We start from the raw sequence: 25,144 nt of genomic DNA, 5'->3' as shown, positions 1-25,144 counted from the left end.
ATCACCATGCGCAAGCCGAAGAACGTCACGCCGGTGCGTGACACGATCGTCGACGCCGCCCGTTCGCTGACCGTCACGACCGGCTGGGCCGGGGTCCGGATGGGTGCGGTCGCGAGCGCCGCGGGAGTGAGCCGGCAGACGGTCTACAACGAGTTCGGCACCAAGGCGGGCCTGGGCGAGGCGCTGGCCCGGCACGAGGTGGACCGGTTCGTCGGCCAGGTCCGGTCCGCGCTGGACGAGCACGACTCCGACGTCCGCGCGGCCGCGTACGCGGCGATCCACCGCACGCTCGCCTCGGCCGCCGAGAACCCGCTGGTGCGGGCGGTGCTGACCAGCACCCGGGGCGGCTCGGAGGAACTGCTGCCCTACCTCACCACCCGGTCCGAGCTGGTGCTCGCCGAGGCCGCGCGGGCGCTGCTGGAGTGGACCGGTGCACGCCTGCCGGACGCCGATCCGGCCGCCCTGGCGTTCGCGGCGGACAGCGTCGTACGCCTGGTGGTGAGCCACATCGTGTTGCCCGGGGGCCCGGTGGACGAGACCGCCGACCGGCTGGCCGACCTGGCGGTGCACCTGTTCCTGATGGCGGCGACGGCCCGCTAGAGCCGTCGCCGACGGCGGCCGGTCAGCGGACGACCCGGCCGCGCAGCACGATCCGGCTGGGCGTCCGGACCACGCGCAGGTCGCGGCGCGGATCCTCGGGGTAGACCACCAGGTCGGCGAGGCCGCCCTCGACCAGCCCGGGGAAGCCGAGCCACTCCCGGGCCCGCCAGGAGGCGGCGGCGAGCACGTCCGGGGCGGACATGCCGGCCTGCTCGTGCAGCAGCAGCATCTCCTCGGCCGCGAGGCCGTGGTCGATGCCGCCGCCCGCGTCGGTGCCGACGTAGATCGGCACGCCCGCCTCGTGCGCGGCGCGCACCACCTCGGGGAAGCGGTCGCGCAGGGCGAGCATGTGATCGGCGTACCCGGGGAACTTGGGCCGGGCCTGCTCGGCGATGTGGCCGAACGTCCGGATGTTGATCATCGTGGGGACCAGCGCGGTGCCCTGCCGGGCCATCAGGTCGATCAGGTCGAGGCTCAGCCCGGTGCCGTGCTCCACCGAGTCCACCCCGGCCCGCACCATGATCTCCACCGCCGACTCGGAGAACGTGTGCACCGCGGCGCGTACCCCGGCGGCGTGCGCGGCGGCGACCGCCGCGGTCATGGTGTCGGCGTCCCAGGCCGGCGCCAGGTCGCCCACGCCCCTGTCGATCCAGTCGCCGACCAGCTTGACCCAGCCGTTGCCGGCCGCGGCCTGCGCGGCCACCGTCGCGGCGACCTCCGCCGCGCCGACCTCCACGCCGATGTCGCGCAGGTAGCGCTTCGGCGGCGCGACGTGCCGGCCCGCGCGGGCCAGTCGCGGCAGGTCCGGCTCGTCCTCCAGTTCCGGGTACGGGTACGGCGACCCGGCGTCCCGGATCGCCAGCACGCCCGCGTCCCGGTCGGTCCGGGCCAGATCCCGTGCCTGGTCGAGCGAGGTGATCGGGCTGCCGCCGCGGGCGATGCCGATGTGGCAGTGCGCGTCGGTCAGGCCGGGCAGCACGAAGCCACCGTCGGCCACCGTCTCGGCGCCGGGCACCGGTTCGAATGTCACCCGGTCGCCGACCAGCCAGACGTCCCGGACCTCGTCGTCGGGAAGGAACACACCGCGCACGTGCAGAGCCATGTGCACAGTCCTACCCGATCAGTCCTCCTCGCCGGCGAGCAGGTCGTTGCGGCGCGCGGTCAGCGCCGGCAGATCGACAGAGACCTTCCAGGGCCGCTCGGTGACGAACAGGTCCTCGGCCTGACTGACCTGCTTGTACTCGCGATTGGCGCCAAGCACGTACTCAGTCAGCGTGATCTTCTCCTTGACCGGGTCGAGCACCCAGTAGGAGCGGACACCGGCGTGCGCGTAGACCCTGGCCTTGTCGTACATGTCGCGGAAGGTGGAGGTCGGCGAGATGACCTCGACGGCGAGCACCGCGTCCTCGACCGGCAACGGGCTCCGGTTGGCGTTACCCCGCACGACCGCGACGACGCCCGGCCGGGGCTCGTTCCGGTGGTCGACCCGCATCGACAGGTCGATCCCGACCTGATACTCCTTCGGGCAGTTGACGCGAAGCGCGAGCAGCAACTCGACGCACATGTCCTGGTGCAGCAGAGTGGGCGACGGCACGATCAACCTTCCGTTGATCAGTTCGTTCGGAAGGTCCTTGGGCAGCTCGCCCAGGTCGTCGACCGTCCACTCGTGCCGCTCCGGCAGGATCGGGGCCGCGGTCATTGACACCTCCTTCCAGGGGGCGACATCACTTTAAGAGACAGCGATGTCACCCACCGTCACCGACACGCTAGCGGGGGCCCTTGTCGCCGCCCTTGCCGAGCTTGTTGAAGTCGATCTTCGGGAGTTTGAAGCCCGGCGGCAGGCCCTGTCCACCGGCCAGGTCACCCGGGTCCAGGCCCGGCGGGAGCTGCGGCATGCCGCCCGGGAAGCCGCCCGGCATTCCGGCACCGGTACGCGGCCGGCCGCCACCCTTCGTACCCTTGCGCTTGTTCTTCGGCGACTTGGTCGCCTTGCGCCGGCCGCCGCCGGGCAGGCCCATCATGCCGCCCATCTGCTTCATCATCTTCTGCGCGTCGGCGAAGCGGTTGAGCAGCTGGTTGACGTCCATGACGGTGACGCCGGAGCCGTTCGCGATCCGGGCCCGGCGGGAGCCGTTGATGATCTTCGGGTTGGTGCGCTCGGCCGGGGTCATCGACCTGATGATCGCGGTGACCCGGTCGAAGTGCTTGTCGTCCAGCTCGGCGAGCTGGTCCTTCATCTGCCCCATGCCCGGCATCATGGACAGCACGTTGGCGATCGGGCCCATCCGCCGGACCGCGATGAGCTGATCGAGGAAGTCCTCCAGCGTGAAGGTCTCTCCGCCCATCAGCTTGGCGGTCATCTTCTCCTTCTGATCGGAGTCGAAGGCCGCCTCGGCCTGCTCGATCAGAGTGAGGACGTCGCCCATGCCGAGGATCCGGCTGGCCATCCGGTCCGGGTGGAAGACGTCGAAGTCCTCCAGCTTCTCGCCGGTGGAGGCGAACAGGATCGGCTGGCCGGTCACCTCGCGGACGGAGAGCGCGGCACCACCGCGGGCGTCGCCGTCGAGCTTGGACAGCACCACGCCGGTGATGCCCACGCCGTCGCGGAACGCCTCGGCGGTACGCACCGCGTCCTGGCCGACCATGGCGTCGATGACGAAGATGACCTCGTCCGGCTGGACCGCGTCGCGGATGTTCGCGGCCTGCTGCATCATCTCGGTGTCGATACCGAGCCGGCCGGCGGTGTCGACGATGACGATGTCCCGGGCGGCGCGGCGGGCGTGCTCGATCGAGTCGCGGGCCACCTGCACCGGGTCGCCGACGCCGTTGCCGGGCGCCGGGGCGTACACCTCGACCCCGGCCCGGCCACCGAGCACCTGGAGCTGACCGACGGCGTTGGGACGCTGGAGGTCGGCGGCGACGAGCAGCGGCTGGTGGCCCTGGCTCTTGAGCCAGCGGGCCAGCTTGCCGGCGAGCGTCGTCTTACCGGAACCCTGGAGACCGGCCAGCATGATCACGGTCGGCGGGTGCTTGGCGAACTGGAGCCGCCGCCCCTCGCCACCGAGGACCTTGATCAGCTCCTCGTTGACGATCTTGACGATCTGCTGCGCCGGGTTGAGCGCCTGGGAGACCTCGGCGCCGCGCGCCCGCTCCTTGACGTTCGCGATGAAGCCCTTGACCACCGGCAGGGCGACGTCGGCCTCCAGCAACGCCATCCGGATCTCGCGCGCGGTGGCGTCGATGTCGGCGTCGGTGAGCCGGCCCTTGCCGCGGAGCTTGGTGAAGATCCCGGACAGGCGGTCACTCAAGGTGTCAAACACGCGAACATCCCGTTTGTCGTTTTCGGCGGGCACATGCTGCCGGGCCGGTGGTCCAGCCCACCGTTAGGGTAGCCCGCCGCCCGCACCCCCGCTCCGGCCCGGCGGCCCGTTCCGCTACACGGCGGCGAGGACGGCGGCCTCGATCCGGGTCCGTTCCTCGTCCGACGGCCAGCCGCCGACCAGGTAGAACGCGTCCACCACGTCGCCACCCAGCGTCGAGATCCGGGCCGCCCGCACCTGGGCGCCCGCCTCGTCCAGCGCGCAGGTGACCCGGTAGAGCAGCCCTGCGGCGTCGGCGGCCCGCAGCTCCAGCAGCACTGCGTCGGTGGCCGCCTCCCGGTGCCACACCACCCGGGGTGCGGCGCCCTGGCTGCGCGCGGCGAGCGCCCGGCCGCGCAGCCGCTGGATGACCGAGACGTCACCGCCGACCGCGCGGCGCAGGTCGGCGCTGAGCGCGATCGGGTCCGGGGCCAGCCCGTAGCGCGGCTGCACCCGGCACTCGACCAGGGCGCGGCCGTCGACGGTGGCGGCATCCGCGGAGATCACCTCCAGGCGGTGCAGCGCCAGGCACCCGGCCACCGTCGCGAGCAGCCCACGCCGGTCGGCCGCGGCCACCGACACCCGGTCCTCCCCCAGGTGTACGACAGGCAGCGGCCCGGCCACGAGCGCCGGGTCCGGGGCCGGCGGGGCGGGTACCACGCCGGTGTCCAGCGTGGTGCGTACCCGGCTCACCAGTTCGGCGATCAGCCGGCCCTTCCAGCCGGACCAGGCGGCCGGGCCGGTGGCGGCGGCGTCGGCGCGGACCAGGGCGTGCAGGAGTTCCAGCGTGCCGGTGTCGCCGACCCGCTCGGCGACACCGGCGACGGTCTTCGGGTCGGACAGGTCACGGCGGGTGGCCACGTCGGGCAGCAGCAGGTGCAGCCGGACCAGCGTGCCGATGAGCGCCGCCTCCTCGGGCGGCAGCCCGATCCGGGTGGCGACCGCCTCGGCCAGCGGCGCGCCGACAGTCGAGTGGTCGCCGTCCAGCCCCTTGCCGATGTCGTGCAGGAACGCGCCGAGCAGCAGCAGGTCGGGCCGTTCCACGTCGCGGGTGTGCCGGCTCGCCTCGTACGCGGTCTGCACCAGGTGCCGGTCGAGCGTGAACCGGTGCACCGGGTTGTGCTGGGGCAGGCTGCGCATCCGGGTCCACTCGGGCAGCCAGCGGTCGATCAGCCCGTACCTGTCGCAGGTCTCCCAGGCGGGCACCAGGCCGGGACCGGCGCCGAGCAGGGTGATCAGCGCGGCGCGGGCCGCCGACGGCCAGGGCGCGGGCAGCGGCGGGCAGTACGCGGCGAGCCACTCGCAGGTGGCGCGCGCGATCGGCAGCCGGGTGGTGGCAGCGGCGGCGGCCACACGTAGCGACAGGCTCGGGTCGGGGCGGGCCCCGATGGCGGTGCGGGCGAGCACGAGTTCGCCGTCCTGCTCGACCACGTCCCGGGCGACCGGGCGGCGCAGCGGGCGGCCGGGCGCGGCGCGGTGCCGGCCGGAGCGGAGCCGGTCGGCGGCCCGCCAGGCGTCGTCCAGGGCGTGGCTGACGGTGCGGGCGTCGCCGGCCACGAGCCGCAGCAGCGCGTCGCCGTCCTCGGCGCCGAGCAGCCGCGCCACGCCGTCGCGTTCCTGGGCGACCAGGCGGTCGACCCGACGGCCCACCTGCTGGTGCAGCGCGTCGCGGGTGTCCAGCAGCCGCCGGTGCGCCGCGTGTACGGCGGGGCGGAGCGCGTCGGTGACGCCGGCGGTGGCGATGGCGCGCAGGATGCCCACGTCGCGCAGCCCGCCGGCCGCCTCCTTGAGGTCGCCTTCGAGCAGGAACGCCAGTTCGCCGTGCGCCTCCCAGCGCGCGGCGGTGATCTCGCGCAGGCCGGGGAGCTGGCGGATCGCGGTCCGCCGCCAGTGGTCGGTGGCGGTACGCGCGAGCTGGTCGGTGAGCGCCGGATCGCCCGCCACGTGCCGGGCGTCGAGCAGGCCGAGAGCGACCTTGACGTCGTCCTGGGCCACCGACAGCGCCTCGGCGACGGTGCGCACCGAGTGGTCCAGCCGCAGCCCGGCGTCCCAGATCGGATACCAGAGCGACGCGGCCAGCTCGTCGATGCCGGGTACCCCGGCGTGCAGCAGCACCAGGTCGAGGTCGCCGTAGGGGGCGCACTGGCGGCGGCCCAGCCCGCCCACCGCGACGAGCGCGACCCCGTCCCGGTCCGGGAAGGCCCGGCACAGCCAGGCGTCGAGCGCCTCGGCCCGGGCGGTCCGGGCGGCCGCGCCGATGCCGGCGGGAACGCCGGCGACCTCGTTGACCACGGGCACGCCGTCCCCGGTGGGGGCGGCGGCCGTGGTCAACGAGGTCACGTCGGCGGATCCGGCGATCAGAGGGCGTCGAGCCCGCGCTCGCCGGTACGCACCCGGACGACCTCCTCGACGCCGGTCACCCAGACCTTGCCGTCGCCGATCTTGCCGGTCCGGGCGGCGCCGACGATCGCGTCCACGATCTTGTCGACGTCCATCTCGTCGGTGAGCACCTCGACCCGGATCTTGGGCAGGAACTCGACCGTGTACTCGGCACCCCGGTAGACCTCGGTGTGCCCCTTCTGCCGGCCGTAGCCCTGGACCTCGCTGACGGTCAGCCCAGCCACGCCGAGCGCGTGCAGGGCCTCCTTCACCGCGTCCAGCTGGTACGGCTTGATGACCGCGGTCACCAGCTTCATGTCCAACCCCTCCATCCCAGGAACGTTAACCGGCGACCTTCTCGCTGACCGGCGCGGACTCGTCGGTCTCGACGGCGGGCTCCGCGGCCGGCTTGCCGGCGCCGATCCCGGCCATCGCGAACGCGCCACCGCTGCTGCCCGTGGTGGGCGACAGGTCGTAGCCGCTCTCCGCGTGCTCGGCGATGTCGATGCCGTCGACCTCGGCCTCGGCGGAGACCCGCAGGCCGATCGTCTTGTCGATCACGAAGCCCAGGGCGAAGGCGACCACGAAGGAGTAGACGCTGACGATCAGCGCGCTGATCGCCTGCTTGCCGAGCAGCGAGGCGTCGCCGCCGACGAGCAGACCGTCGGTCTCCACCAGCGAGCTGACCGAGGCGGTGCCGAACAGGCCGATCCAGAGGCAGCCGATCCAGCCGCCGACGAAGTGCACGCCGACCACGTCGAGCGAGTCGTCGTAGCCGAGCCGGTACTTCAGGCCGACCGCGAGGGCGCAGACCGCACCGGCCACCACGCCCAGCAGCACCGCTGCGGCCGGGGTGATGAACGCACAGGCCGGGGTGATCGCGACCAGGCCGGCGATGGCGCCGGACGAGGCGCCGACCAGGGTCGGCTTGCCGTCGCGCAGCCACTCCACCACGATCCAGCCGAGCAGCGCGGCGGCGGTGGCGACCTGGGTGTTGATGAACGCCAGCGCGGTGACCCCGTCGGCGGTCAGCTCGGAACCGGCGTTGAAGCCGAACCAGCCGAACCACAGCAGCGCGGCGCCGAGGGCGACCATCGGGACGTTGTGCGGCTTCATGCTCTCGCGCGGCCAGCCGACCCGCTTGCCGAGCACGAGCACCAGCGCGAGCGCCGCCGCACCGGCGTTGATGTGCACAGCGGTACCACCGGCGAAGTCCAGCGCGCCGATGTCGCCGCCGATCAGCCCGCCGCCCCAGACCATGTGGGCGACCGGGAAGTAGACCAGGGTGGCCCAGCCGAACGCGAACAGCAGCCAGCCGGCGAACTTCACCCGGTCGGACAGCGCGCCGCTGATCAGCGCCACGGTGATGATCGCGAACATCATCTGGAAGGCGATGAAGACGTAGATCGGGATGCCGGTCTCGCCCCACAGGTCGTTCTCGCCGACGAAGGTCTTGGTGCCGAGGTACTGGCCCAGGTCACCCCAGAACCTGCCGCCCTCGCCGAAGGCGACGGTGAAGCCGTAGAAAAGCCACAGGATGCTGACGAGCCCGATGGACGAGAAGCTCATCATCATCATGTTCAGAACGCCCTTGGACCGGTTCAGGCCGCCGTAGAACAGCGCGAGACCGGGGGTCATGAGCAGCACGAGGGCAGTCGAGACAAGCAACCAGGCAGTGTTCCCGGTGTCGATCTCCACGCTGCCTCCTCTCGTTGTCGTATTCCTCCCTCCGACTGAGACCTGGCAGCATCGCCCGTCAGCCGGTTGCGCGGAAGCTTTGTCGCCGGCTGTTTCCTTCAGCGACACCGCGCGATTTCCGACGCGTGACGGGTTGTTTCCGGCGTGTGAAGAACGCCGATCTTGGTCAGCGCAGCGCGTACTCCAACTGGTGCCGCTCGTAGTCGAGCAGCCGCAGGTCACGCATAGGGCGACGCAGGTGGCCCTTGTGGACGATCCGGACGAACGCCGGTTCACCGGCGGCGGCCATCCGCCGGATGCCCTCGACGTGGTCGACGATGCGCTTGCGGATGGTCCGGATCAGCCGGTGCCGGTCACGCGGGATCAGCCCGTACGCGTCGGCGAACAGCCGCAGCCGGCGCGGCCGGTCCGGGTGCTTCCAGCCGAGCGTGATCGAGTCCCGGTCGGAGAAGATCGGCACCCAGGTCCAGGCCGCGTACGCCACGTCGTAGATGCGGGCACCGGGCGAGGCGAGGTCGAAGTCGATCAGCCCGAGCGTGCCGTCCGGCCGCCAGATCACGTTGTGCGGCGCGGCGTCGTGGTGGCAGATGACCTCGGTGTCCGGCGGGGGCGGCCCGAACGAGCGCCAGACCGCGCCGGGCGGCGGGGTGAAGCCGTACTGCGCGTCGTGGAACATCCGCAGCATCGTGGCCACCGTGACCAGGGCCTCGTCGGTGACCCAGTGCGGGGCCAGCGGGTACTCCCCGCACTCCCCCTCCAGGTACGACAGGACCTCCCGGTTGCGCTCGTCCATGCCGAGCGCCCGGGGCGCGCCGGTGAATCCGACGTACTCCAGGTGGCGCAGCAGCGCGTGCACGGAGGGCGTCCACGGGCCGGCGTTGCGCCGGACCGTGTCTCCCACACGGACCACTGTGCTCACGTTCCCGCCGTGCAGCGGGATCTCCTGCGAAGTCACGTACGGTCTCCCGAGGCGTGGCGACGGGTGGCTGGGGTCGCGCCACCCCGCGTAGGCGCGATCGTCAGTCGTCACGGGAGAGGCTACGCGTCCCGGGCGAGCGGCTCGGTGCCGAGCAACGCGTCGACGAACTGTGCCGGGTCGAACGGGGCCAGGTCGTCCTTGCCCTCGCCGAGGCCGACGAGCTTGACCGGGATGCCGAGCTTGCGCTGCACGGCGATCACGATGCCGCCCTTGGCGGTGCCGTCGAGCTTGGTCAGCACCACGCCGGTGACGTTCACCGCCTCGGTGAAGACCCGCGCCTGCTCCAGCCCGTTCTGGCCGGTGGTGGCGTCGAGGATCAGCAGCGTCTCGTCGATCGGGCCGTGCTTCTCCACCACCCGCTTGACCTTGCCCAGCTCGTCCATCAGGCCGATCTTGTTCTGGAGCCGGCCGGCGGTGTCGATGAGCACGGTGTCCACGCCGGTGTCGATGCCGCGCTTGACCGCGTCGAACGCGACGCTCGCCGGGTCGGCGGCCTCGGGCCCGCGGACCGTCTCGGCGCCCACCCGGCCGCCCCAGGTCTCCAGCTGGTCGGCGGCGGCGGCCCGGAACGTGTCGGCCGCGCCGAGCAGCACGCTGCGGCCGTCCGCGACGAGCACCCGGGCGATCTTGCCGCAGGTGGTGGTCTTGCCGGCGCCGTTGACGCCGACCACGAGCACCACCGCCGGGACGCCCTCCTTCGGCGCGGTGCGCAGCGAGCGGTCCAGGCCCGGGTCGAGCGCGTTGACCAGCTCGGCGGCGAGCAGCGCGCGCAGCTCGTCCCCGGTACGGGTGCCGAGCACCCGGGTCCGCTCGCGCAGCCGGTCGACGATCTCCCGGGTGGCGTCGATGCCGACGTCGGCGGTGATCAGGCTGTCCTCGATCTCCTCCCAGGTGTCCTCGTCCAGCCGGTCGCGGCTGAGCAGGCCGAGCAGGCCCTTGCCGAAGGCGTTCTGCGAGCGGGACAGCCGCGACCGCAGCCGGACCAGGCGGCCGGCGGTCGGCTCCGGCACCTCGACCTGCGGCACCTCGACCGGAGGGGCCGGCGGCGCCTCGACCACCACGCCGGTGGTGAGTTCCGCCTCCGGGGCCTCGACCGGCGGGCCGGCCAGGTCCTCCTCCGTCCGGGTGTCGACCTCCGTGCGCGGCAGCGGCGGCTGCGGGCGCCGGCGCAGCCGGGGCACCACGAGGCTCAGGCCGCCGATGATCAGCACGCCGAGCAGGGCGAGAGCGACGAGGAGGTATTCCGTCATGCCCGAAATCCTGTCAGATGCCGGCGACGGCGTCCCACTCACCGCCTCGGCACGCGAACAACCTGCGGGTACGCTCACACCGGAAGGCGTACCGCAACCGCCGGCCGGGTAGGAATCAGCCGCAACGATCTTGTCGGAGGTGCGTCGTGCCCGGTTCCCGCCTGCTCATCGGCCCGCTGCTGCGCCGGGTCGTCGACACGCGGGCCACCATCTGGGTGGAGACCAGTTCGCCCGCTGTGGTCACCGTCCGCACGGCGGACGGCGCCACCGGCAGCTCGCCCACCTTCTCCGCGTACGACCACCACTACGCGATCGTCGTGGTGAGCGGGCTCACCCCGGACAGCGCCACCACCTACGAGGTGCTGATCGACGACGAGGTGGCGTGGCCGCTGCCCGACTCGTCGTTCCCGCCCAGCGTGATCCGCACCCGCGCGCTCGACGACGCCGACCAGCCGGTGCGGCTGTTGTTCGGCTCGTGCCGGGAGACCACCCAGCACTCCACCGCGCGCCGGCTGCCGCCTGACGCGCTGGACGCGTACGCCCGGCGGGTGATGGCCGCGCCCGACGAGGCCGTGCTGCCCGACCTGCTGGTGCTGCTCGGCGATCAGGTGTACGCGGACGAGACCTCGCCGACCGTGCGGCGGCTGCTCAAGCGGCGCCGGCGGCGGCCGAAGGACGCCCCGGCGACGCAGGTCGTGAGCTTCGACGAGTACACCAAGCTCTACCTGGAGTCGTGGCGCGACCCGGAGATCCGCTGGCTGTTCTCCACCGTGCCGAGCGTGATGATCTTCGACGACCACGAGGTGATCGACGACTGGAACACCTCGCAGTCGTGGCGCGCGGACATGCGCGAGCAGCCGTGGTGGGCCGAGCGGATCCGCAGCGGCCTCGCCTCCTACTGGGTCTACCAGCACCTGGGCAACCTCAGCCCGGACGAGATCGCCGCCGACCCGGTGTACGCGAAGGTGATCGCCGCCGAGGACGCCACGAGCGTGCTGCACGAGTTCGGTGAGCGGGTCGACAAGGAGGCCGACCTGGCGCACGACACCGAGCGCTGGCGGGCCGTGCAATACCAGTGGAGCTACGCGCTGGACCTGGGCCGCACCCGCCTGGTCATGCTGGACAACCGGTCCAGCCGGGTGCTCCTGCCCGGCAGCCGGGCGATGCTGCCGCCGGGCGAGTGGTCGTGGTTCCTCGACCAGGCGCACGGCACCTACGACCATCTGGTGGTGGGCAGCTCGCTGCCGTGGCTGCTGCCGCCGGGCATCCACCACGTCGAGGCGTGGAACGAGCGCCTGGCCGACTCCAACCGGCAGTGGGTGGCGCGGATCTCCGAGCAGATCCGCCGGGCCCTGGACCTGGAGCACTGGGCCGCGTTCCGGCGCTCGTTCGAGGCGCTGGGCGAGCTGTTCGCGCGGCTGGGCAGCGGCACCGCGCCGCGCACCGGGGCGCGGGTGGGCGCCGGGCCGGCGTACGCGCGACCGGCGTCGATCAGCGTGCTCTCCGGTGACGTGCACCACTCGTACGTGGCCCGGGCGCGGTTCGCCGACCGTGACGTCCGGACGCCCGTGCACCAGCTCACCTGCTCGCCGATCCACAACCAGGTGCCGGCCGGCATGCGCCCGCTGATGACGCTCGGCTGGAATCCGGGGCCGGCCGGGGCGACCCGGGCGCTGGCGCGTTCGGCCGGGGTACGCCGCCCGCCGGTGCGCTGGCGGAAGCTGGCCGGGCCCTACTTCGGCAACGCGGTCGCCACGCTCACCCATCAGGGCCGCAGGGCCGCCGTGGTGATCGAGGGCACGACCAGCGAGGGCGAGCTGCGACCGGTGGCGCACCAGCAACTCAGCGACGGGGACTGAGTACCCTCTGAGCGTGGACGAGACGCTGCGCGCCGTGGAGCACGAGTTGACCGCGCTGCTGCGCCGCGGCCGGGCGTTGTCCTGGGAGATCGCCCGCGAGGTCCACCCGAACCTGGAACCCAACGCGTACGGCCTGCTGCTCTGGCTACGCCGCTCCGGGTCGATCCGCCTCACCGACCTGGCCGCGAAGCTGGGCATCGGCAAGGGCACGCTGAGCCGCCAGATCGGCGGTCTGGAGGCGCTGGGCCTGGTCCGGCGCGACCCGGACCCGACCGACCGGCGGGCGGCCCAGCTGAGCCTGACCGAGGAGGGCACCCGGCGGTTCGACGCGGCCCGGGCGGCACGACTCGGACAGATCAGGCGTTCGCTCGAAAGCTGGCCGAAAGAGGACGTGGCGGACCTGGCCCGGCTGATGCACCGCTTCAACGAGTCGTTCTGAGCCCCCGGCGAGGGGGAACAAAGCCGGCCCGACCCGAGTTGTTGCTCAAGGCAACGGCTTATACGGTTGCCCGAGGCAACCTTTCTCCCCCGTTCCGGAGGCAATCCACGATGACCCAGGCGACTGCGCCCGCGCGGGCGACCGCCGTCGACATGTCCCACCGGCAGATCCTGGAGGCACTCTCCGGCCTGCTGCTGGGCATGTTCGTCGCGATCCTCTCCTCCACCGTGGTCTCCAACGCGCTGCCGCGGATCATCACCGACCTGCGCGGCGGCCAGTCCGCGTACACCTGGGTGGTCACCTCGACGCTGCTGGCGACCACCGCGACCACGCCCATCTGGGGCAAGCTCTCCGACCTGTTCAGCAAGAAACTGCTGGTCCAGCTCTCCCTGGTGGTCTTCGTGCTGGGCTCGGTGCTCGCCGGGCAGGCGCAGACCACGGGTGAGCTGATCGCCTGCCGCGTGGTGCAGGGCGTCGGCGCGGGCGGCCTCACCGCCCTGGCCCAGGTGATCATGGCGACGATGATCGCGCCCCGCGAGCGCGGCCGGTACAGCGGCTACCTCGGCGCGGTGATGGCCGTCGGCACCATCGGCGGCCCGCTGATCGGCGGCGTGATCGTGGACACCTCCTGGCTCGGCTGGCGCTGGTGCTTCTACGTCGGCGTGCCGTTCGCCGTGCTCGCCCTGGTCGTGCTCCAGCGGACGCTGCGCCTGCCGGTGGTCAAGCGCGAGGTGAAGATCGACTGGTGGGGCGCCACGCTCATCACCGCCGCCGTCTCGCTGCTGCTGGTCTGGATCACCCTGGCCGGCGACAAGTACGACTGGATCTCCTGGACCAGCGGTGCGATGGTGGCCGGCGCGGCGGTGCTCGGCGTGCTCGCCGCCCGGGTCGAGAAGCGTGCCGCGGAACCGATGATCCCGCCGCACCTGTTCCGCAACCGCACCATCACGCTCGCCGTGATCGCCAGCATCGCGGTCGGCGTCGGCATGTTCGGCGCCTCGGTCTTCCTCGGCCAGTACTTCCAGATCAGCCGTGGTGCCAGCCCGACCATGTCCGGCCTGATGACGCTGCCCATGATCGGCGGCCTGCTGGTCTCCTCGACGGTGGTCGGCCGGATCATCACCGCCACCGGCCGCTGGAAGAGCTGGCTGGTCATCGGCTCGGTGCTGCTCACCGCCGGCTTCGCGCTGATGGGCACCATGCGCGCGGACACCCCGTACTGGCGCCTCGCCGTGTTCATGGCGCTGATCGGCCTCGGCGTCGGCATGAGCATGCAGAACCTGGTGCTGGCCGTGCAGAACACCGTCCGCCCGGACGAACTCGGCGCGGCCAGCTCGGTGGTGGCGTTCTTCCGCAGCCTCGGCGGCGCGATCGGCGTCAGCGCGCTCGGCGCGATCCTCGGGCACCGGGTCACCGGCTACCTGGCCGACGGCCTGAGCCGCCTCGGCGTCCCGGCCTCCGGGTCGGGTGGCGGCGGCCTGCCGGACGTGCACACGCTCCCCGGCCCGATCCGGGCCGTGGTCGAGTCCGCGTACGGCCACGCCGCCGGTGACATCTTCCTGGCCGCCGCCCCGTTCGGGCTGCTCGCCCTGATCGCGGTGGTCCTCATCCGGGAGGTGCCGCTGCGCCGCTCCAACGCCGAGCCGGTCCCCACCGGGCGGGAGACGGCCGAGGCCGTTCCGGCCGGAACGAAGGACTGACGATGGACGCCGCGGAGCGTGAACGGTACGGCCCGCAGACCCGGCCGCTGCCCTACGAACGGGGTACGGACGGGCCACGGGTGGTGCTCGTCGGCGTGGACGGCAGCCGCACCTCGATGCGCGCCGCCGCGTACGCCGCCGGACTGGCCCGGCGGCAGGGCGCCACGCTGGTGGCGGTGTTCGTCAGCTCGCCCGCCTCGTACAGCGCGATGCTCTCCGGCGTGGTGGCCGGCGCGGTCCAGCAGACCCACGACGAGCTGGCCGACGAGCTGCGTGCCGAGTGCCGGCGCGGGGCCGAGGAACTGGACCTGCCGGTGACGTTCCTGTGCCGGCGCGGCGACGCCTACACCGAGCTGTGCCGGGCCGCCGACGAGCACCGCGCCGACATGGTCGTGGTCGGCTCGTCCGAGCAGGCCGGGCACAGGCTGGTCGGCTCGGTCGCCACCCGGCTGGTCCGCACCGGCCGCTGGCCCGTCGTCGTGGTGCCCTGAAGGAAGGGCCCCCTGTTAACGCCTCGCGTCGTACCGGGGGCCCCTCTTAACATCTGCGCCCATGACCTGGACCGTGCCTGAGATCGACCGCCGCCACGAGCCGTACGTCGCCGACGAGCGCACCATGCTCGAAGGCTGGCTCGACCACCATCGCGACACCCTGGTGCACAAGTGCGCCGGGCTGACCGCCGAGCAACTGCGTACCCGAAGCGTCGAGCCCTCCGGGCTGACCCTGCTCGGCCTGGTCCGGCACATGGCCGACGTGGAGCGCTGGTGGTTCCGCCACCGCGCCGCCGCCCTGGAGTTGCCCGACCTCTACGACTACAGCACCGACCCGGACGCGGACCTCAACGACATCGCCGACGCCGACCCGGCCGAGGCGTTCGCCACGCTGCGCGCCGAGATCGAGGCGGCCCGGGAGGCGGTGGCCGGCCTGCCGCTGGAGCACACCTTCCGCCACCGCCGGGGCGACACCACGCACGAGATCAGCCTGCGCTGGGTGTACGTGCACATGATCGAGGAGTACGCCCGGCACAACGGCCACGCCGACCTGATCCGGGAACGCATCGACGGCGTCACCGGCGCCTGAGCCCGGCTCAGTACGCCAGCGCCGCCCGCAGGTACCGCAGGTCGGCCGGGCCGTTCCAGCGGTGCGCGGAGAGACCCGCCACCCGGGCGCCGGCCACCGCGCGGTCCTCGTCGTCGACGAACAGCACCCGCCCCGGCGGCGTCGCCAGCGCCTCGCAGGCGGCCTGGAAGTACTCCTTCGCCGGCTTGTGCACCCCGACGACCGAGGAGTTGACGATCACGTCCAGCTCCTCGGTCAGGCCCAGCGCGGCCAGGTCGGCGTCGAGCAGGTCGGTGGCGTTCGTGCCCAGCCCGACCCGGATGCCCGCAGCCCGCACCTCGCGGACGAACGCCAGCACCTCCGGGTCGACCTCGCCGCGGTAGCTCTGCCACTCCTGGACCGCCGCGCGGGCCCGGTCCGCGCCGACGGCGGGGGTCAGCGCGTCGGCCACGCTCACCATCCACTGGGCGTGGCTGACCTGGCCGGTGAGCACCGGCTGGAGCAGTCCCCAGGACATCGCGATCTCACCGAGGACGCCCTCGGTCAGCCCGTACTCCCGCTCGACGCCGGCGGCCACCGCCGGATCCCAGCGGCGCAGTACGCCGTCGAAGTCCACCAGGAGCGCCGTGGCGCGTTCCCGACTCACTCGCTCGTCACCTGTTCCTCGTCGTCGGCCCGGTTGAGCCGCTGGCTGATCACCTGGGTCACACCGGCGCGCATCGTCACTCCGTAGAGCGCGTCGGCGATCTCCATGGTCCGCTTCTGGTGCGTGATCACGATGAGCTGGCTCTTCTCCCGCAACTGCGCCAGCAGCGTGATCAGGCGGCCCAGGTTCACGTCGTCGAGCGCCGCCTCCACCTCGTCCATGATGTAGAACGGGCTGGGCCGGGCGCGGAAGATCGCCACGAGCATCGCCACCGCGGTCAGCGACCGCTCCCCGCCGGAGAGCAGCGAGAGCCGCTTGATCTTCTTGCCCGGCGGGCGGGCCTCGACCTCGACGCCGGTGGTGAGCAGGTCCTCCGGGTCGGTGAGCACGAGCCGGCCCTCGCCGCCGGGGAACAGCACGGTGAAGACCTGCTCGAACTCCCGTGCGGTGTCCTCGAACGCGCTCGCGAAGACCTCCAGGATGCGGTCGTCCACGTCCTTGACCACGGTGAGCAGGTCGCGCCGGGTCGCCTTGAGGTCCTCCAGCTGCTCGGAGAGGAACTTGAAGCGCTCCTCCAGCGCGGCGAACTCCTCCAGCGCCAGCGGGTTCACCTTGCCCAGCAGGGCCAGTTCCCGTTCCGCCTTGGCGGCCCGCTTCTCCTGCACCGGCCGCTCGTAACGGACCGGCTCGGGCACCGGCCGGCCCTCCTTCTCGGCGAGCGCCACGTCCGCGTCGGTGGGCGGGACGAGCCGGTCCGGGCCGTACTCGGCGACGAGCGTGGCCACGTCCAGCCCGAAGTCCTCGGCGGCCTTGGCCTCCAACTGCTCGATGCGCATCCGCTGCTCGGCGCGGGCCACCTCGTCGCGGTGCACCTGGCTGGTCAGCCGTTCCAGCTCGGCGGCGAGGCGCTTGGCCGCGCCGCGTACCTCGGACAGCTCGGCCTCGCGCGCGGCGCGTTCGCGGGCGACGGCGTCGCGGTGCTCCTCGGCCCGGGCGATCGAGACGGTGAGCCGGGTGAGCGCCTCCCGGGCGCCGCCGACCACGGCCCGGGCGATCTGGGCGCCGCGCGTGCGGGCCGCGCGCCGGGCCGCGGCGCGCTCCCGCGCCGCCCGTTCGGCGGTGGCCTGCCGGGCCAGCGAGTCGGCCCGCCCGGCGATCGAGGCCACCCGCTCCTCGGCGGTACGCACCGCGAGCCGGACCTCCATCTCGTTCTGCCGTGCCTGCGGCACCATGGCGGCGAGCTGGTCGCGTTCCTCGGTGGACGGTTCGGCGTCGATCGGGGTGGCCTCGGCCAGCCGCAGCCGTTCCTCCAGCTCGGCCAGCGCCGCGAGGTCCCGTTCCCGGGCCGCCTCGGCGCGGGCCCGGGACTCGCCGAGCCGGTCGGTCTCCGCCTTGGCGGAGCGGGCGGCAGCGCCCAGTTCGGCGAGGCGGCGGGCGGCGGCGTTACGGTGGCTCTCCGCCTCCCGCTTCGCGGCGGCGGCGTGCTGCACCGCCTCCTTGGCGGCGGCCACCTCGGCGCGCGCCTCGGCGAGCTGTTCACGCAGCTCGGCGGCGGAGCGTTCGGCGGTGGCCCGGTTGGCCCGCGCCTCCTCGACGGCGGCCTGCACCTCGATGAAGCTGGGCGCCTTGGCCGACCCGCCCGCCGCCGCGTACGCACCTACCACGTCGCCGTCGGGGGTGACCGCGCGCAGCTCCGGGTTCGCGGCGACGAGCGCGGACGCGGCGGCCAGGTCGTCGACGAGCGCCACGTCGCGCAGCGCCCGGTGCACGGCGGGACGGATCGCGGGCGAGCACTCCACCAGGTCCGGGGCCCAGCGGGCGCCCTCGGGCAGCTTCGGGCGCAGCGCGTCGGCGGGCCCGTCCATGCCCGGTCCGGCGGGGCTGCCGACCAGCAGCCCGGCCCGGCCGGCGTCGGAGATCTTGAGCAGCCGCATCGCCTCGACCGCCTCGTCCACGCCGCTGACCGCCACCGCGTCGGCCAGGCCGCCCAGCGCGGCGGCGAGCGCCGCCTCGTCACCGGGCGCGACGGTGAGCAGCCCGGCGAGGCTGCCGAGCAGGCCGGGCACCTGGTCGGCGCGGGCCAGCAGTTCCCCGGCGCCGTCCTTGCGGCGCAGGCCCATGGCGAGCGCCTCCTCGCGGGCCTTCCAGGTGGCGGCGTCCTTCTCGGCGGCGCGTTCTCCGTCGGCGAGGCTGCGCACCGCGGCCTGGGCCCGCTCGTGTACGGCCACCGCCTCGTCGTGCCGGGCGTCCAGGTCGGCGTTGTCCCGGTCCGCCTCGGTCGACTGTTCGGCGACCGCGTCCAGGTCGGCCTGCGCCTTCTCGGCCCGGCCCATGGCGTCGGTGTGCGCGGCGGCGAGCCGTTCGATCTCCTCGCCGGCGCTCGTGGTCCGCGCTCGGGCGGAGTTGACCTGCCCGGTGAGGCGGGCCAGCCCTTCCCGCCGGTCGGCGATCGCCTTGGCCGCGGCGACCAGTTCCCGTTCGGCGGCGGCGAGCTGGCGTTCCAGTTCCTGGCGGTGCTCGACCGCCTCGGCCAGCCGGATCTGGTCGTCGGTGAGCGCGGCCCGCAGCTCCTCCTCCTGCTCGCGGACCCGCCGCGACTCCGCCTCCAGCTGCTCCGGGTCGCGGCCGGGGCGCTCGTCGTCGCCGGCGGCGCTGAGGTGACGCAGCCGCTCCCGGGCCAGCTGCTCGATCGAGCGGAACCGCTCCTGGAGCGCGGAGAGGCGGTACCAGGTGTCCTGCGCCGCCGCGAGCAGCGGCGCGTCCTCGGCCAGCGCCGCCTCCAGCTCGCCGAGGCGGCCCTGCACCTCGCCGTGCTCGGCCTCGATCAGCTCGCGCCGCTCGCGCAGCGCGGTCTCGTCGGCGATCTCCTTGTCCAGTGTGGTCCGCAACGTGTGCAGGTCGTCGGCGAGCAGCCGCAGCCGGGCGTCGCGCAGGTTGGCCTGGATGCCGGCGGCGCGGCGGGCCACCTCGGCCTGCCGGCCCAGCGGCTTGAGCTGGCGGCGCAGCTCGGCGGTGAGGTCGGTCAGGCGGTTGAGGTTGGTCTGCATCGCGTCGAGCTTCCGCAGCGCCTTCTCCTTGCGCTTGCGGTGCTTGAGGACGCCCGCCGCCTCCTCGATGAACGCGCGCCGGTCCTCCGGCTTGGCGTGCAGCATGCCGTCGAGCCGGCCCTGCCCGACGATGATGTGCATCTCCCGGCCGATGCCCGAGTCGGACAGCAGCTCCTGGATGTCGAGCAGGCGGCAGGAGTCGCCGTTGATCTCGTACTCGCTCTCGCCGGAGCGGAACATCCGGCGGGTGATGGAGACCTCGGTGTACTCGATCGGCAGCGCGCCGTCGGTGTTGTCGATGGTGAGGGTGACCTCGGCCCGGCCCAGCGGCGCCCGCCCGGCGGTGCCGGCGAAGATGACGTCCTCCATCTTGCCGCCGCGCAGCGCCTTGGCGCCCTGCTCGCCGAGCACCCAGGCGATGGCGTCGACGACGTTGGACTTGCCGGAGCCGTTCGGGCCCACCACGCAGGTGATCCCGGGCTCCAGCTTCAACGTCGTGGCGGAGGCGAAGGATTTGAAGCCCTTCACCGTCAGGCTCTTGAGATGCACCTTCTCGATCCTCGTCCGGTGGCCGCCGTACCGTCGCCGGCTGCGCGGACCTGGTGAACCCGCAGACTAACCCGGGACCGGGGCGCCGCCGCCACGCGACCCACCCGCCGCCCCGGCTGTCCGCTTTCCGCCCGGCCGTCGTGGACGGGACGGAAATGCATGATCACAATTACCGGGCGCAATTCCGGGCGCTTCCGCAAGATCGAGAATTGCGACGGCTGCGACGAAAAGGGGTCCGCACATGGCTGCGCGCCGGCACTTGAGTGTCGGCGCGCTTTTCGGTGTGGTGCGATTCAGTTTTCCGACAACTGGAGATCAGGTCAGTGCGGGCTCGGCCAGACGGAGGAGGTCATCGGCCTCCGCCGCTGCCGCCGCAAGCCGATCGTTGTCGGCGCGCAGACGCGTGATCTCGAACTCCAGTGCCTGAACCCTGGCACGCAGTCGGGTGACCTCGTCGAGCAGACGCCGGTCGGGCGCTGCACTTACGTGGCCGTAGAGGGCCTTCGCCATGCTGACTCCTTGATGTGCGCTGCCGGAAAGGCCGGCCAACGCGCGCCCATGATGTTCGCGGCTGCCATTCCCACTGCATCGGGGCATGGCTGGGCGCGACTGGCGACACCTACATATTGAGCCGAAAACCCCTCCTTCGTCAAGTTGACCAAGGCCGTAGATCATCTCCACGTCGGCCGGTCCACTCGCCGGAGGGCTGCCAGAAGGCGCGGACACGCTCTGTCCGGACGCCTTTACTGTACGCCGGAAATGCGTGAACGACTCATCCCCGGCGCCGGCTTCGCCTTAACTCTTTCTTAGCCACGTTGCCGCAGCTCGGAGCGCGCCCGTAGCGTCACCCGGGCCCGCAACCGACCCGTGGAGGGGACAGGCGTGTACCGCTGGAACGACCCGATCGAACCGGAGGACGCCCGCCGGCGTCCCGAGCCGCCGACCGACGAGGGTCCGGCGTGGCTCAGCGACCGGCCCGAGCCGCGGTCGTCGTACCTGTTCGGGGACGCCGCGCAGCGGCCGCCCGTCGGCCCGGCCCCTGCGGGCTACGGCCCGGAGAACGCGCCCCCGGCCCCCCGGGACCGGTGGAACGGCGAGGAGCAGCCGACCACCGCATGGCACGGCCAGGAGCCCGCGTGGCAGGGCCGGGAACAGCACGGCGCGTGGCAGGGCCACGAGCAGCCGGCCGGTGGCTGGGAGCAGCCCACCACGACCTGGCAGCCGGCGACCGACACCCCGGCCGACGACCGGCGGCGCCCGAAGCGGCGCCTGTCCCGGCCACTCGTGATCGGCGGGGCCGCCGCCGCGGCGACGCTCGTGGTGAGCCTCGGCGTGGGCGCCGTCCTGCTGCCCGGCGACGACCAGGGCACGAAGCGCACCTCCGCCGGCCCGCCGGTGGCCGCCGCGCCGCAGGCGCCCGACGGGACCGATGACGCCGCCGCGCCGGAGTCGGCGAGCCCGTCCGCCGTACCGACCACCGCCGCGCCGAGCCCGACGAAGAAGGCCACCCCGAAGCCGAGCCGCAGCACCGCCCCGTCGCGGCAGCAGGAGCGCAGCAGCGCCCCGGGCGGCGGCGGGTCGAGCAGTGGCGGGTCCAGCGGCGGCTCCACGAGCACCAAGGCCACCGCCACGACCGGGCTGAGCGCCGAGCTCCAGAAGGTCGTCACGATCGTGAACCAGGAGCGGGCGAAGGCCGGCTGCAAGGCGCTCACCGTCAACGCCAAGCTGAACCTGGCCGCCCAGCGGCACAGCCAGGACCAGGCCGACCACCAGAAGATGGACCACACGGGCAGCGACGGCAGCCAGCCCTGGGACCGGGTCAAGGCCGCCGGCTACAGCTACCGCATGGTGGGCGAGAACGTGGCCTGGAACTACCAGACCCCGGCGGCGGTCATGGAGGGCTGGATGAACTCCGAGGGCCACCGGAAGAACATCCTCAACTGCTCGTACACCCAGATCGGGGTGGGTGTGGCGCGCAGCAACGGGCCGTACTGGACGCAGGTCTTCGCCACCCCGAGCTGACCGCGCGTCGTGACCGGCCCGGCGCTCGTTGACCGGTCGGGGGCGGCGTCGGGCCGCCCGCGTCCGGGGAGCTGTCGATGCGGATCCGGCCGGTGTGGGCCGTGCCGCGCTCCCGGCCGGCCCGCGTCCGCCGACGTGGCCCGCGCCGGGGCGTGGCGCTCGCGCTGACCGCGCTGCTGCTCGCCCCGGTGCCGGCCTGCCGCCGGCCGATCACGCCGCCCGGCGCGCCCACGCCCTGGCCGGCCGCGCAGGCCGCCGGCTGGCGGTGGCAGTGGCAGCTCACCTCCCCGGTGGACGTGACTGTCGACGCCGACGTCTTCCTCCTCGACCCGGTGGCGACCACCTCGGCCGAGACCGCCGCGCTGCGCGAGCGGGGCCGCCGGCTGGTCTGCCACGTCCGGGTCGGCACGTACGCCGCCGACGACCCGGACGCCACCCGCTTCCCCACCGCCGTACGCGGCGCGGCGGTGCCGGGGCGGCCGGGGAGCCGTTTCCTGGACGTACGGGCCTGGGACGCGCTCGCGCCGGTGCTGGCCGACCGGTTCCGGCTGTGCCGGGGCAAGGGCTTCGGCGCGGTGGCGCTCGCCGACGCGGACGGCTACCGGCACCGCTCCGGCTTCCCGCTGGACTTCGACGACCAGTTGCTGTTCCACCGCCGGCTGGCCGGGCTGGCCCGCAAGCTGGACCTCTCCCCCGGCCTGGTCGACGACGTGCCGCAGGTGGCGGCGCTGGCCCCCGACTTCGACTTCGCGGTCAACCAGGAGTGCGTACGCCGCCGCGAGTGCGCGAAGCTGCTGCCGTTCGTCGATGCCGGAAAGCCGGTCTTCCACGTCGAGTACACCGGCGAGCCGGCGGACTTCTGCGTCACCTCGGTCGGCTACGGCTTCGCCTCGATCCGCAAGGACCGCCGGTTGGACGCCTGGCGGGAGCCGTGCGCCCTGCCGTGACATCCCGCCGCCCCTCCCGCCGGGGAGCGGGGTGCCGACGACGGTCATCCAGCACGGAAGCTGCCGACACTCTCCGTGACCTCACCGGCGAACAGATGCACGGAAGGCGGTATACCTGAGAGTCATGAATATGACTCTCAGGTATACCGCGCGAACACGACTGCCTTCTCAGCGGCCGGCACGAGCCGGAACCGATGTCAAGCTGGTCGGGACCATCGGTTGGGCGCCGGACCGAGCCGACCGGGGCGGGTCCGCTCGGGCTCAGCGAGCGCCGACCAGCTCCGGTGCCGGGGCGGGCGGCGGCTCGACCGCCGGGACGGGCCGCCGGCGGCGCATGAAGCGGGGCGCCCACCAGTTCGCGTCGCCCAGCAGCGTCATCACCGAGGGCAGCACGACCGCCCGGATGATCGTGGCGTCCAGCAGGATCGCCGCCGCCAGGCCGATGCCGAGCTGCTTGAAGTCGATCATGCTGAGCGTGGCGAAGATGGAGAACACCGCCACCATCACCACCGCCGCGCTGGTCACCACACCGGCCGAGGAGGTGATGCCGTACGCCACCGCCTCCCGGGTGGGCATGCCCCGGTCGACCGCCTCACGGATCCGGCTGACCACGAACACGTGGTAGTCCATCGACAGTCCGAACAGCACCACGAACAGGAACAGCGGCAGCCAGGTGACGATCGCGTCCATCGAGGTGAAGCCGAGCAGCCCTTCCGCCCAGGTGCTCTGGAAGACCAGCACCAGCAGCCCGTACGCGGCGCCCGCGGAGAGCAGGTTCAGCACGATCGAGGTCAGCGCCACCACGATCGACCGGAACGTCCACGCCATCACCAGGAACGTCAGCGCCAGCACGAACGCGGCGACGATCGGCAGCTTCGCCCAGATGTGGGCGGCGTAGTCCTCACTGGCGGCCACGCCGCCGCCGACCGCGTACTCCACGCCCGGGATGCCGCCGAGCGTGGCCGGGACCAGGTCCTCGCGCAGCTCGTGCAGCGACCGGGACGCCTCGTCGGAACGGCTGGCGTGCGGCGTGGCCACCTCCAGCACCGACACCTGCCGGTCCGCCGACACCTGGATCTCCGGGCCGTCCCCCTCGGCCGGCGCGAAGAGCGGGTCGGCGGCGGTACGGCCGGCCAGGTCGGTGAGCGCGGCCCGCACCCGGTCGGCCTGCTCGGCGGGCGCCCGCACGGCGACCGTGTGGCTGGTGCCGTTGCTCGGGTAGGCCGCGGTGAGCCGGTCGTACGCCTGCATGGCGGCGGTGGTGCGCGGCACGTCCTCCGGGCCGGGGAACTTCAGCTTCATGCCGAGCGCGGGCGCGGCGAGCGCGAGCAGCAGCGCGACCGAGATCAGCAGCGTGGCCACCGGTGCGCGCAGCGCCGGCTTGAGCACCGCCGGCCAGAACCGCGGCCGGGCCGGCTGCCCGTTGCGCGGGGCGGTGAGGCGCCACAGCAGCGGCACCCGCGGCCGGTCCACCCAGCGACCCAGCTTCGCCAGCAGCGCCGGCAGCACTGTGAGCGAGCCGATCACCGCGACCGCCACCACCAGGATCGAGCCGACCGCCAGCGACGAGAAGATCGCGTCCTGGGCGAGCAGCAGACCGCCCATCGAGATGATCACGGCGGTGCCGGAGACCACCACGGCGTGCCCGGAGGTCTCCGCCGCGATCTCCACCGCGTCCAGGCCGGATCGGCCCTTCGCCCGTTCCTCCCGCTCCCGCCGCACGTAGAACAGCGAGTAGTCCACGCCGACCGCCATGCCGATCAGCAGGATGACGCTGGCGGTGGTGTCGGTGGCCGGCACCAGGTGCGAGGCGAGTGTGGAGAGACCCATCGCGGCGGCCACCGAGGACAGCGCCAGCAGCACCGGCACCCCGGCGGCGATCAGCGCGCCGAACGCGATGATCAGGATGGCCAGCGTCACCGGAAGGCTGAGCAGCTCGGCGCGCTTGAAGTCCTTGCCGAGCGTGTCGTCGAGCGCCTTGTCGATCGACGGGCCGCCGACCTGCTCCACCCGCAGCTGCGGGTGCGCGTCCTGCACCTTCGCGGTGGTGTCCCGCAGCGGCTGCACCCGGTCCCCGGCGGTGCCCGGGTCGCCCGACATGGTGATCGGCACCAGCAGCGCGCTGCCGTCGCGCGACGGCATCGGCGTACCGATCGAGGCCACGCCGTCGACCTGCCGCAGACGGTCCGCCGCGTCCTGCGCGGCGGCCTTCGCCGCCGCTTGGTCGAGCGAACCCGAACGGGCGGTGATCAGCACGTTCTCGGTCGCCGGCCGGTCGAACCCGCCACTGTCGACGATCAGCTGTGCCCGTCCGAACTCGCCGATCGCCTGATCCTCGTCGGTCGCCTCGTTCAGCCCGGCGGCGCTGCCGCCCACGAAACACACCGCCACGAAGACCACCCACAACGCGATCGCGCGCCACGGATGCTCCGCACTCCACCGTGCCAGCCGCACGGTCACCGGTCGCCTGCCCATGTCCCGGGTTCCACCCTCCTGATGCCGGCCCTGTGCCGACCCCAGATGACGCTAGGCAGCGGGCGGGGCCCCGACATCGGGGAACGGCCCCCGCTCGTCCCCGATCCGCCGGGCGAGGTCCGCGCGGCCGGTTCCG

Annotated in this window: 20 protein-coding genes; 8 read left to right on the top strand and 12 right to left on the bottom strand. The window is 73.1% G+C overall.

The features are described 5' to 3' along the window. The first annotated feature begins 6 nt into the window (after positions 1-6). Positions 7-600: a TetR/AcrR family transcriptional regulator gene (locus OC439_RS20290; protein ID WP_262014784.1), complete on the top strand. Its 594-nt coding sequence runs from the start codon at positions 7-9 to the stop codon at positions 598-600. 22 nt (positions 601-622) lie between these two features. Here OC439_RS20290 and OC439_RS20285 read toward each other — a convergent pair whose 3' ends face one another. The 8 genes from OC439_RS20285 to ftsY form a co-directional block, all read right to left on the bottom strand. Then, complete coding sequence (locus OC439_RS20285; RefSeq protein WP_262014783.1) at positions 623-1,702, bottom strand: amidohydrolase family protein; 1,080 nt, start codon at positions 1,700-1,702, stop codon at positions 623-625. An 18-nt stretch (positions 1,703-1,720) separates the two neighbouring features. After that, a complete protein-coding gene (locus OC439_RS20280) occupies positions 1,721-2,299 on the bottom strand; it encodes a Uma2 family endonuclease (RefSeq protein WP_262014782.1) in 579 nt (192 codons plus the stop codon). 67 nt (positions 2,300-2,366) lie between these two features. Then, positions 2,367-3,920, bottom strand: a complete 1,554-nt coding sequence (gene ffh / locus OC439_RS20275; RefSeq protein WP_262014781.1) for a signal recognition particle protein — start codon at positions 3,918-3,920, stop codon at positions 2,367-2,369. 114 nt (positions 3,921-4,034) lie between these two features. After that, on the bottom strand, positions 4,035-6,299 hold the full coding sequence (locus tag OC439_RS20270) for a [protein-PII] uridylyltransferase (RefSeq protein WP_262014780.1): 2,265 nt from the start codon (positions 6,297-6,299) through the stop codon (positions 4,035-4,037). Between the two features lie 17 nt (positions 6,300-6,316). Then, positions 6,317-6,655 (bottom strand): P-II family nitrogen regulator, encoded by a 339-nt coding sequence (locus OC439_RS20265; protein ID WP_013284578.1) that lies wholly within the window; start codon positions 6,653-6,655, stop codon positions 6,317-6,319. 25 nt (positions 6,656-6,680) lie between these two features. Continuing rightward, complete coding sequence (locus OC439_RS20260) at positions 6,681-8,036, bottom strand: ammonium transporter (RefSeq protein ID WP_262014779.1); 1,356 nt, start codon at positions 8,034-8,036, stop codon at positions 6,681-6,683. 166 nt (positions 8,037-8,202) lie between these two features. Continuing rightward, positions 8,203-9,066, bottom strand: a complete 864-nt coding sequence (locus OC439_RS20255; protein WP_174361701.1) for an aminoglycoside phosphotransferase family protein — start codon at positions 9,064-9,066, stop codon at positions 8,203-8,205. An 8-nt stretch (positions 9,067-9,074) separates the two neighbouring features. Next, on the bottom strand, positions 9,075-10,265 hold the full coding sequence (gene ftsY, locus OC439_RS20250; RefSeq protein ID WP_262014778.1) for a signal recognition particle-docking protein FtsY: 1,191 nt from the start codon (positions 10,263-10,265) through the stop codon (positions 9,075-9,077). A 146-nt stretch (positions 10,266-10,411) separates the two neighbouring features. On the opposite strand from ftsY, the gene OC439_RS20245 reads away from it, so the two are divergent. From OC439_RS20245 to OC439_RS20225, 5 genes are all read left to right on the top strand, one after another. Further along, positions 10,412-12,124, top strand: coding sequence for an alkaline phosphatase D family protein (locus OC439_RS20245; protein ID WP_262014777.1), 1,713 nt, complete (start codon positions 10,412-10,414; stop codon positions 12,122-12,124). A 13-nt stretch (positions 12,125-12,137) separates the two neighbouring features. Beyond that, positions 12,138-12,563, top strand: coding sequence for a MarR family winged helix-turn-helix transcriptional regulator (locus OC439_RS20240; protein WP_013284573.1), 426 nt, complete (start codon positions 12,138-12,140; stop codon positions 12,561-12,563). Between the two features lie 110 nt (positions 12,564-12,673). After that, on the top strand, positions 12,674-14,263 hold the full coding sequence (locus OC439_RS20235; RefSeq protein WP_262014776.1) for an MDR family MFS transporter: 1,590 nt from the start codon (positions 12,674-12,676) through the stop codon (positions 14,261-14,263). 2 nt (positions 14,264-14,265) lie between these two features. Then, positions 14,266-14,754: a universal stress protein gene (locus OC439_RS20230; RefSeq protein ID WP_194799703.1), complete on the top strand. Its 489-nt coding sequence runs from the start codon at positions 14,266-14,268 to the stop codon at positions 14,752-14,754. Positions 14,755-14,815: 61 nt separating this feature from the next. Then, positions 14,816-15,343: a DinB family protein gene (locus OC439_RS20225; RefSeq protein ID WP_262014775.1), complete on the top strand. Its 528-nt coding sequence runs from the start codon at positions 14,816-14,818 to the stop codon at positions 15,341-15,343. A gap of 7 nt (positions 15,344-15,350) precedes the next feature. Here the strand turns inward: OC439_RS20225 and OC439_RS20220 are convergent, their stop codons facing one another. The 3 genes from OC439_RS20220 to OC439_RS20210 all read right to left on the bottom strand — a co-directional run bounded on the left by OC439_RS20220 (position 15,351) and on the right by OC439_RS20210 (position 20,074). Next, positions 15,351-15,968: an HAD family hydrolase gene (locus tag OC439_RS20220; protein WP_262014774.1), complete on the bottom strand. Its 618-nt coding sequence runs from the start codon at positions 15,966-15,968 to the stop codon at positions 15,351-15,353. Beyond that, on the bottom strand, positions 15,965-19,564 hold the full coding sequence (gene smc / locus OC439_RS20215; RefSeq protein ID WP_262014773.1) for a chromosome segregation protein SMC: 3,600 nt from the start codon (positions 19,562-19,564) through the stop codon (positions 15,965-15,967). Before smc ends, OC439_RS20220 begins: the two co-directional genes overlap by 4 nt. Positions 19,565-19,879: 315 nt before the next feature. Next, complete coding sequence (locus OC439_RS20210; RefSeq protein WP_013284566.1) at positions 19,880-20,074, bottom strand: hypothetical protein; 195 nt, start codon at positions 20,072-20,074, stop codon at positions 19,880-19,882. Positions 20,075-20,446: 372 nt separating this feature from the next. On the opposite strand from OC439_RS20210, the gene OC439_RS20205 reads away from it, so the two are divergent. Continuing rightward, on the top strand, positions 20,447-21,586 hold the full coding sequence (locus OC439_RS20205) for a CAP domain-containing protein (protein WP_262014772.1): 1,140 nt from the start codon (positions 20,447-20,449) through the stop codon (positions 21,584-21,586). 77 nt (positions 21,587-21,663) lie between these two features. Continuing rightward, positions 21,664-22,533: an endo alpha-1,4 polygalactosaminidase gene (locus tag OC439_RS20200; protein WP_262014771.1), complete on the top strand. Its 870-nt coding sequence runs from the start codon at positions 21,664-21,666 to the stop codon at positions 22,531-22,533. Between the two features lie 261 nt (positions 22,534-22,794). Here OC439_RS20200 and OC439_RS20195 read toward each other — a convergent pair whose 3' ends face one another. Next, on the bottom strand, positions 22,795-25,008 hold the full coding sequence (locus OC439_RS20195; protein WP_262014770.1) for an MMPL family transporter: 2,214 nt from the start codon (positions 25,006-25,008) through the stop codon (positions 22,795-22,797). Between the last annotated feature and the right edge of the window lie 136 nt (positions 25,009-25,144).

It is taken from the genome of Micromonospora sp. Mcm103, from assembly GCF_024519755.1.
GTDB classification, from domain to species: Bacteria; Actinomycetota; Actinomycetes; order Mycobacteriales; family Micromonosporaceae; genus Micromonospora; species Micromonospora aurantiaca.
This window is presented reverse-complemented; position numbering and strand designations above follow the sequence as displayed.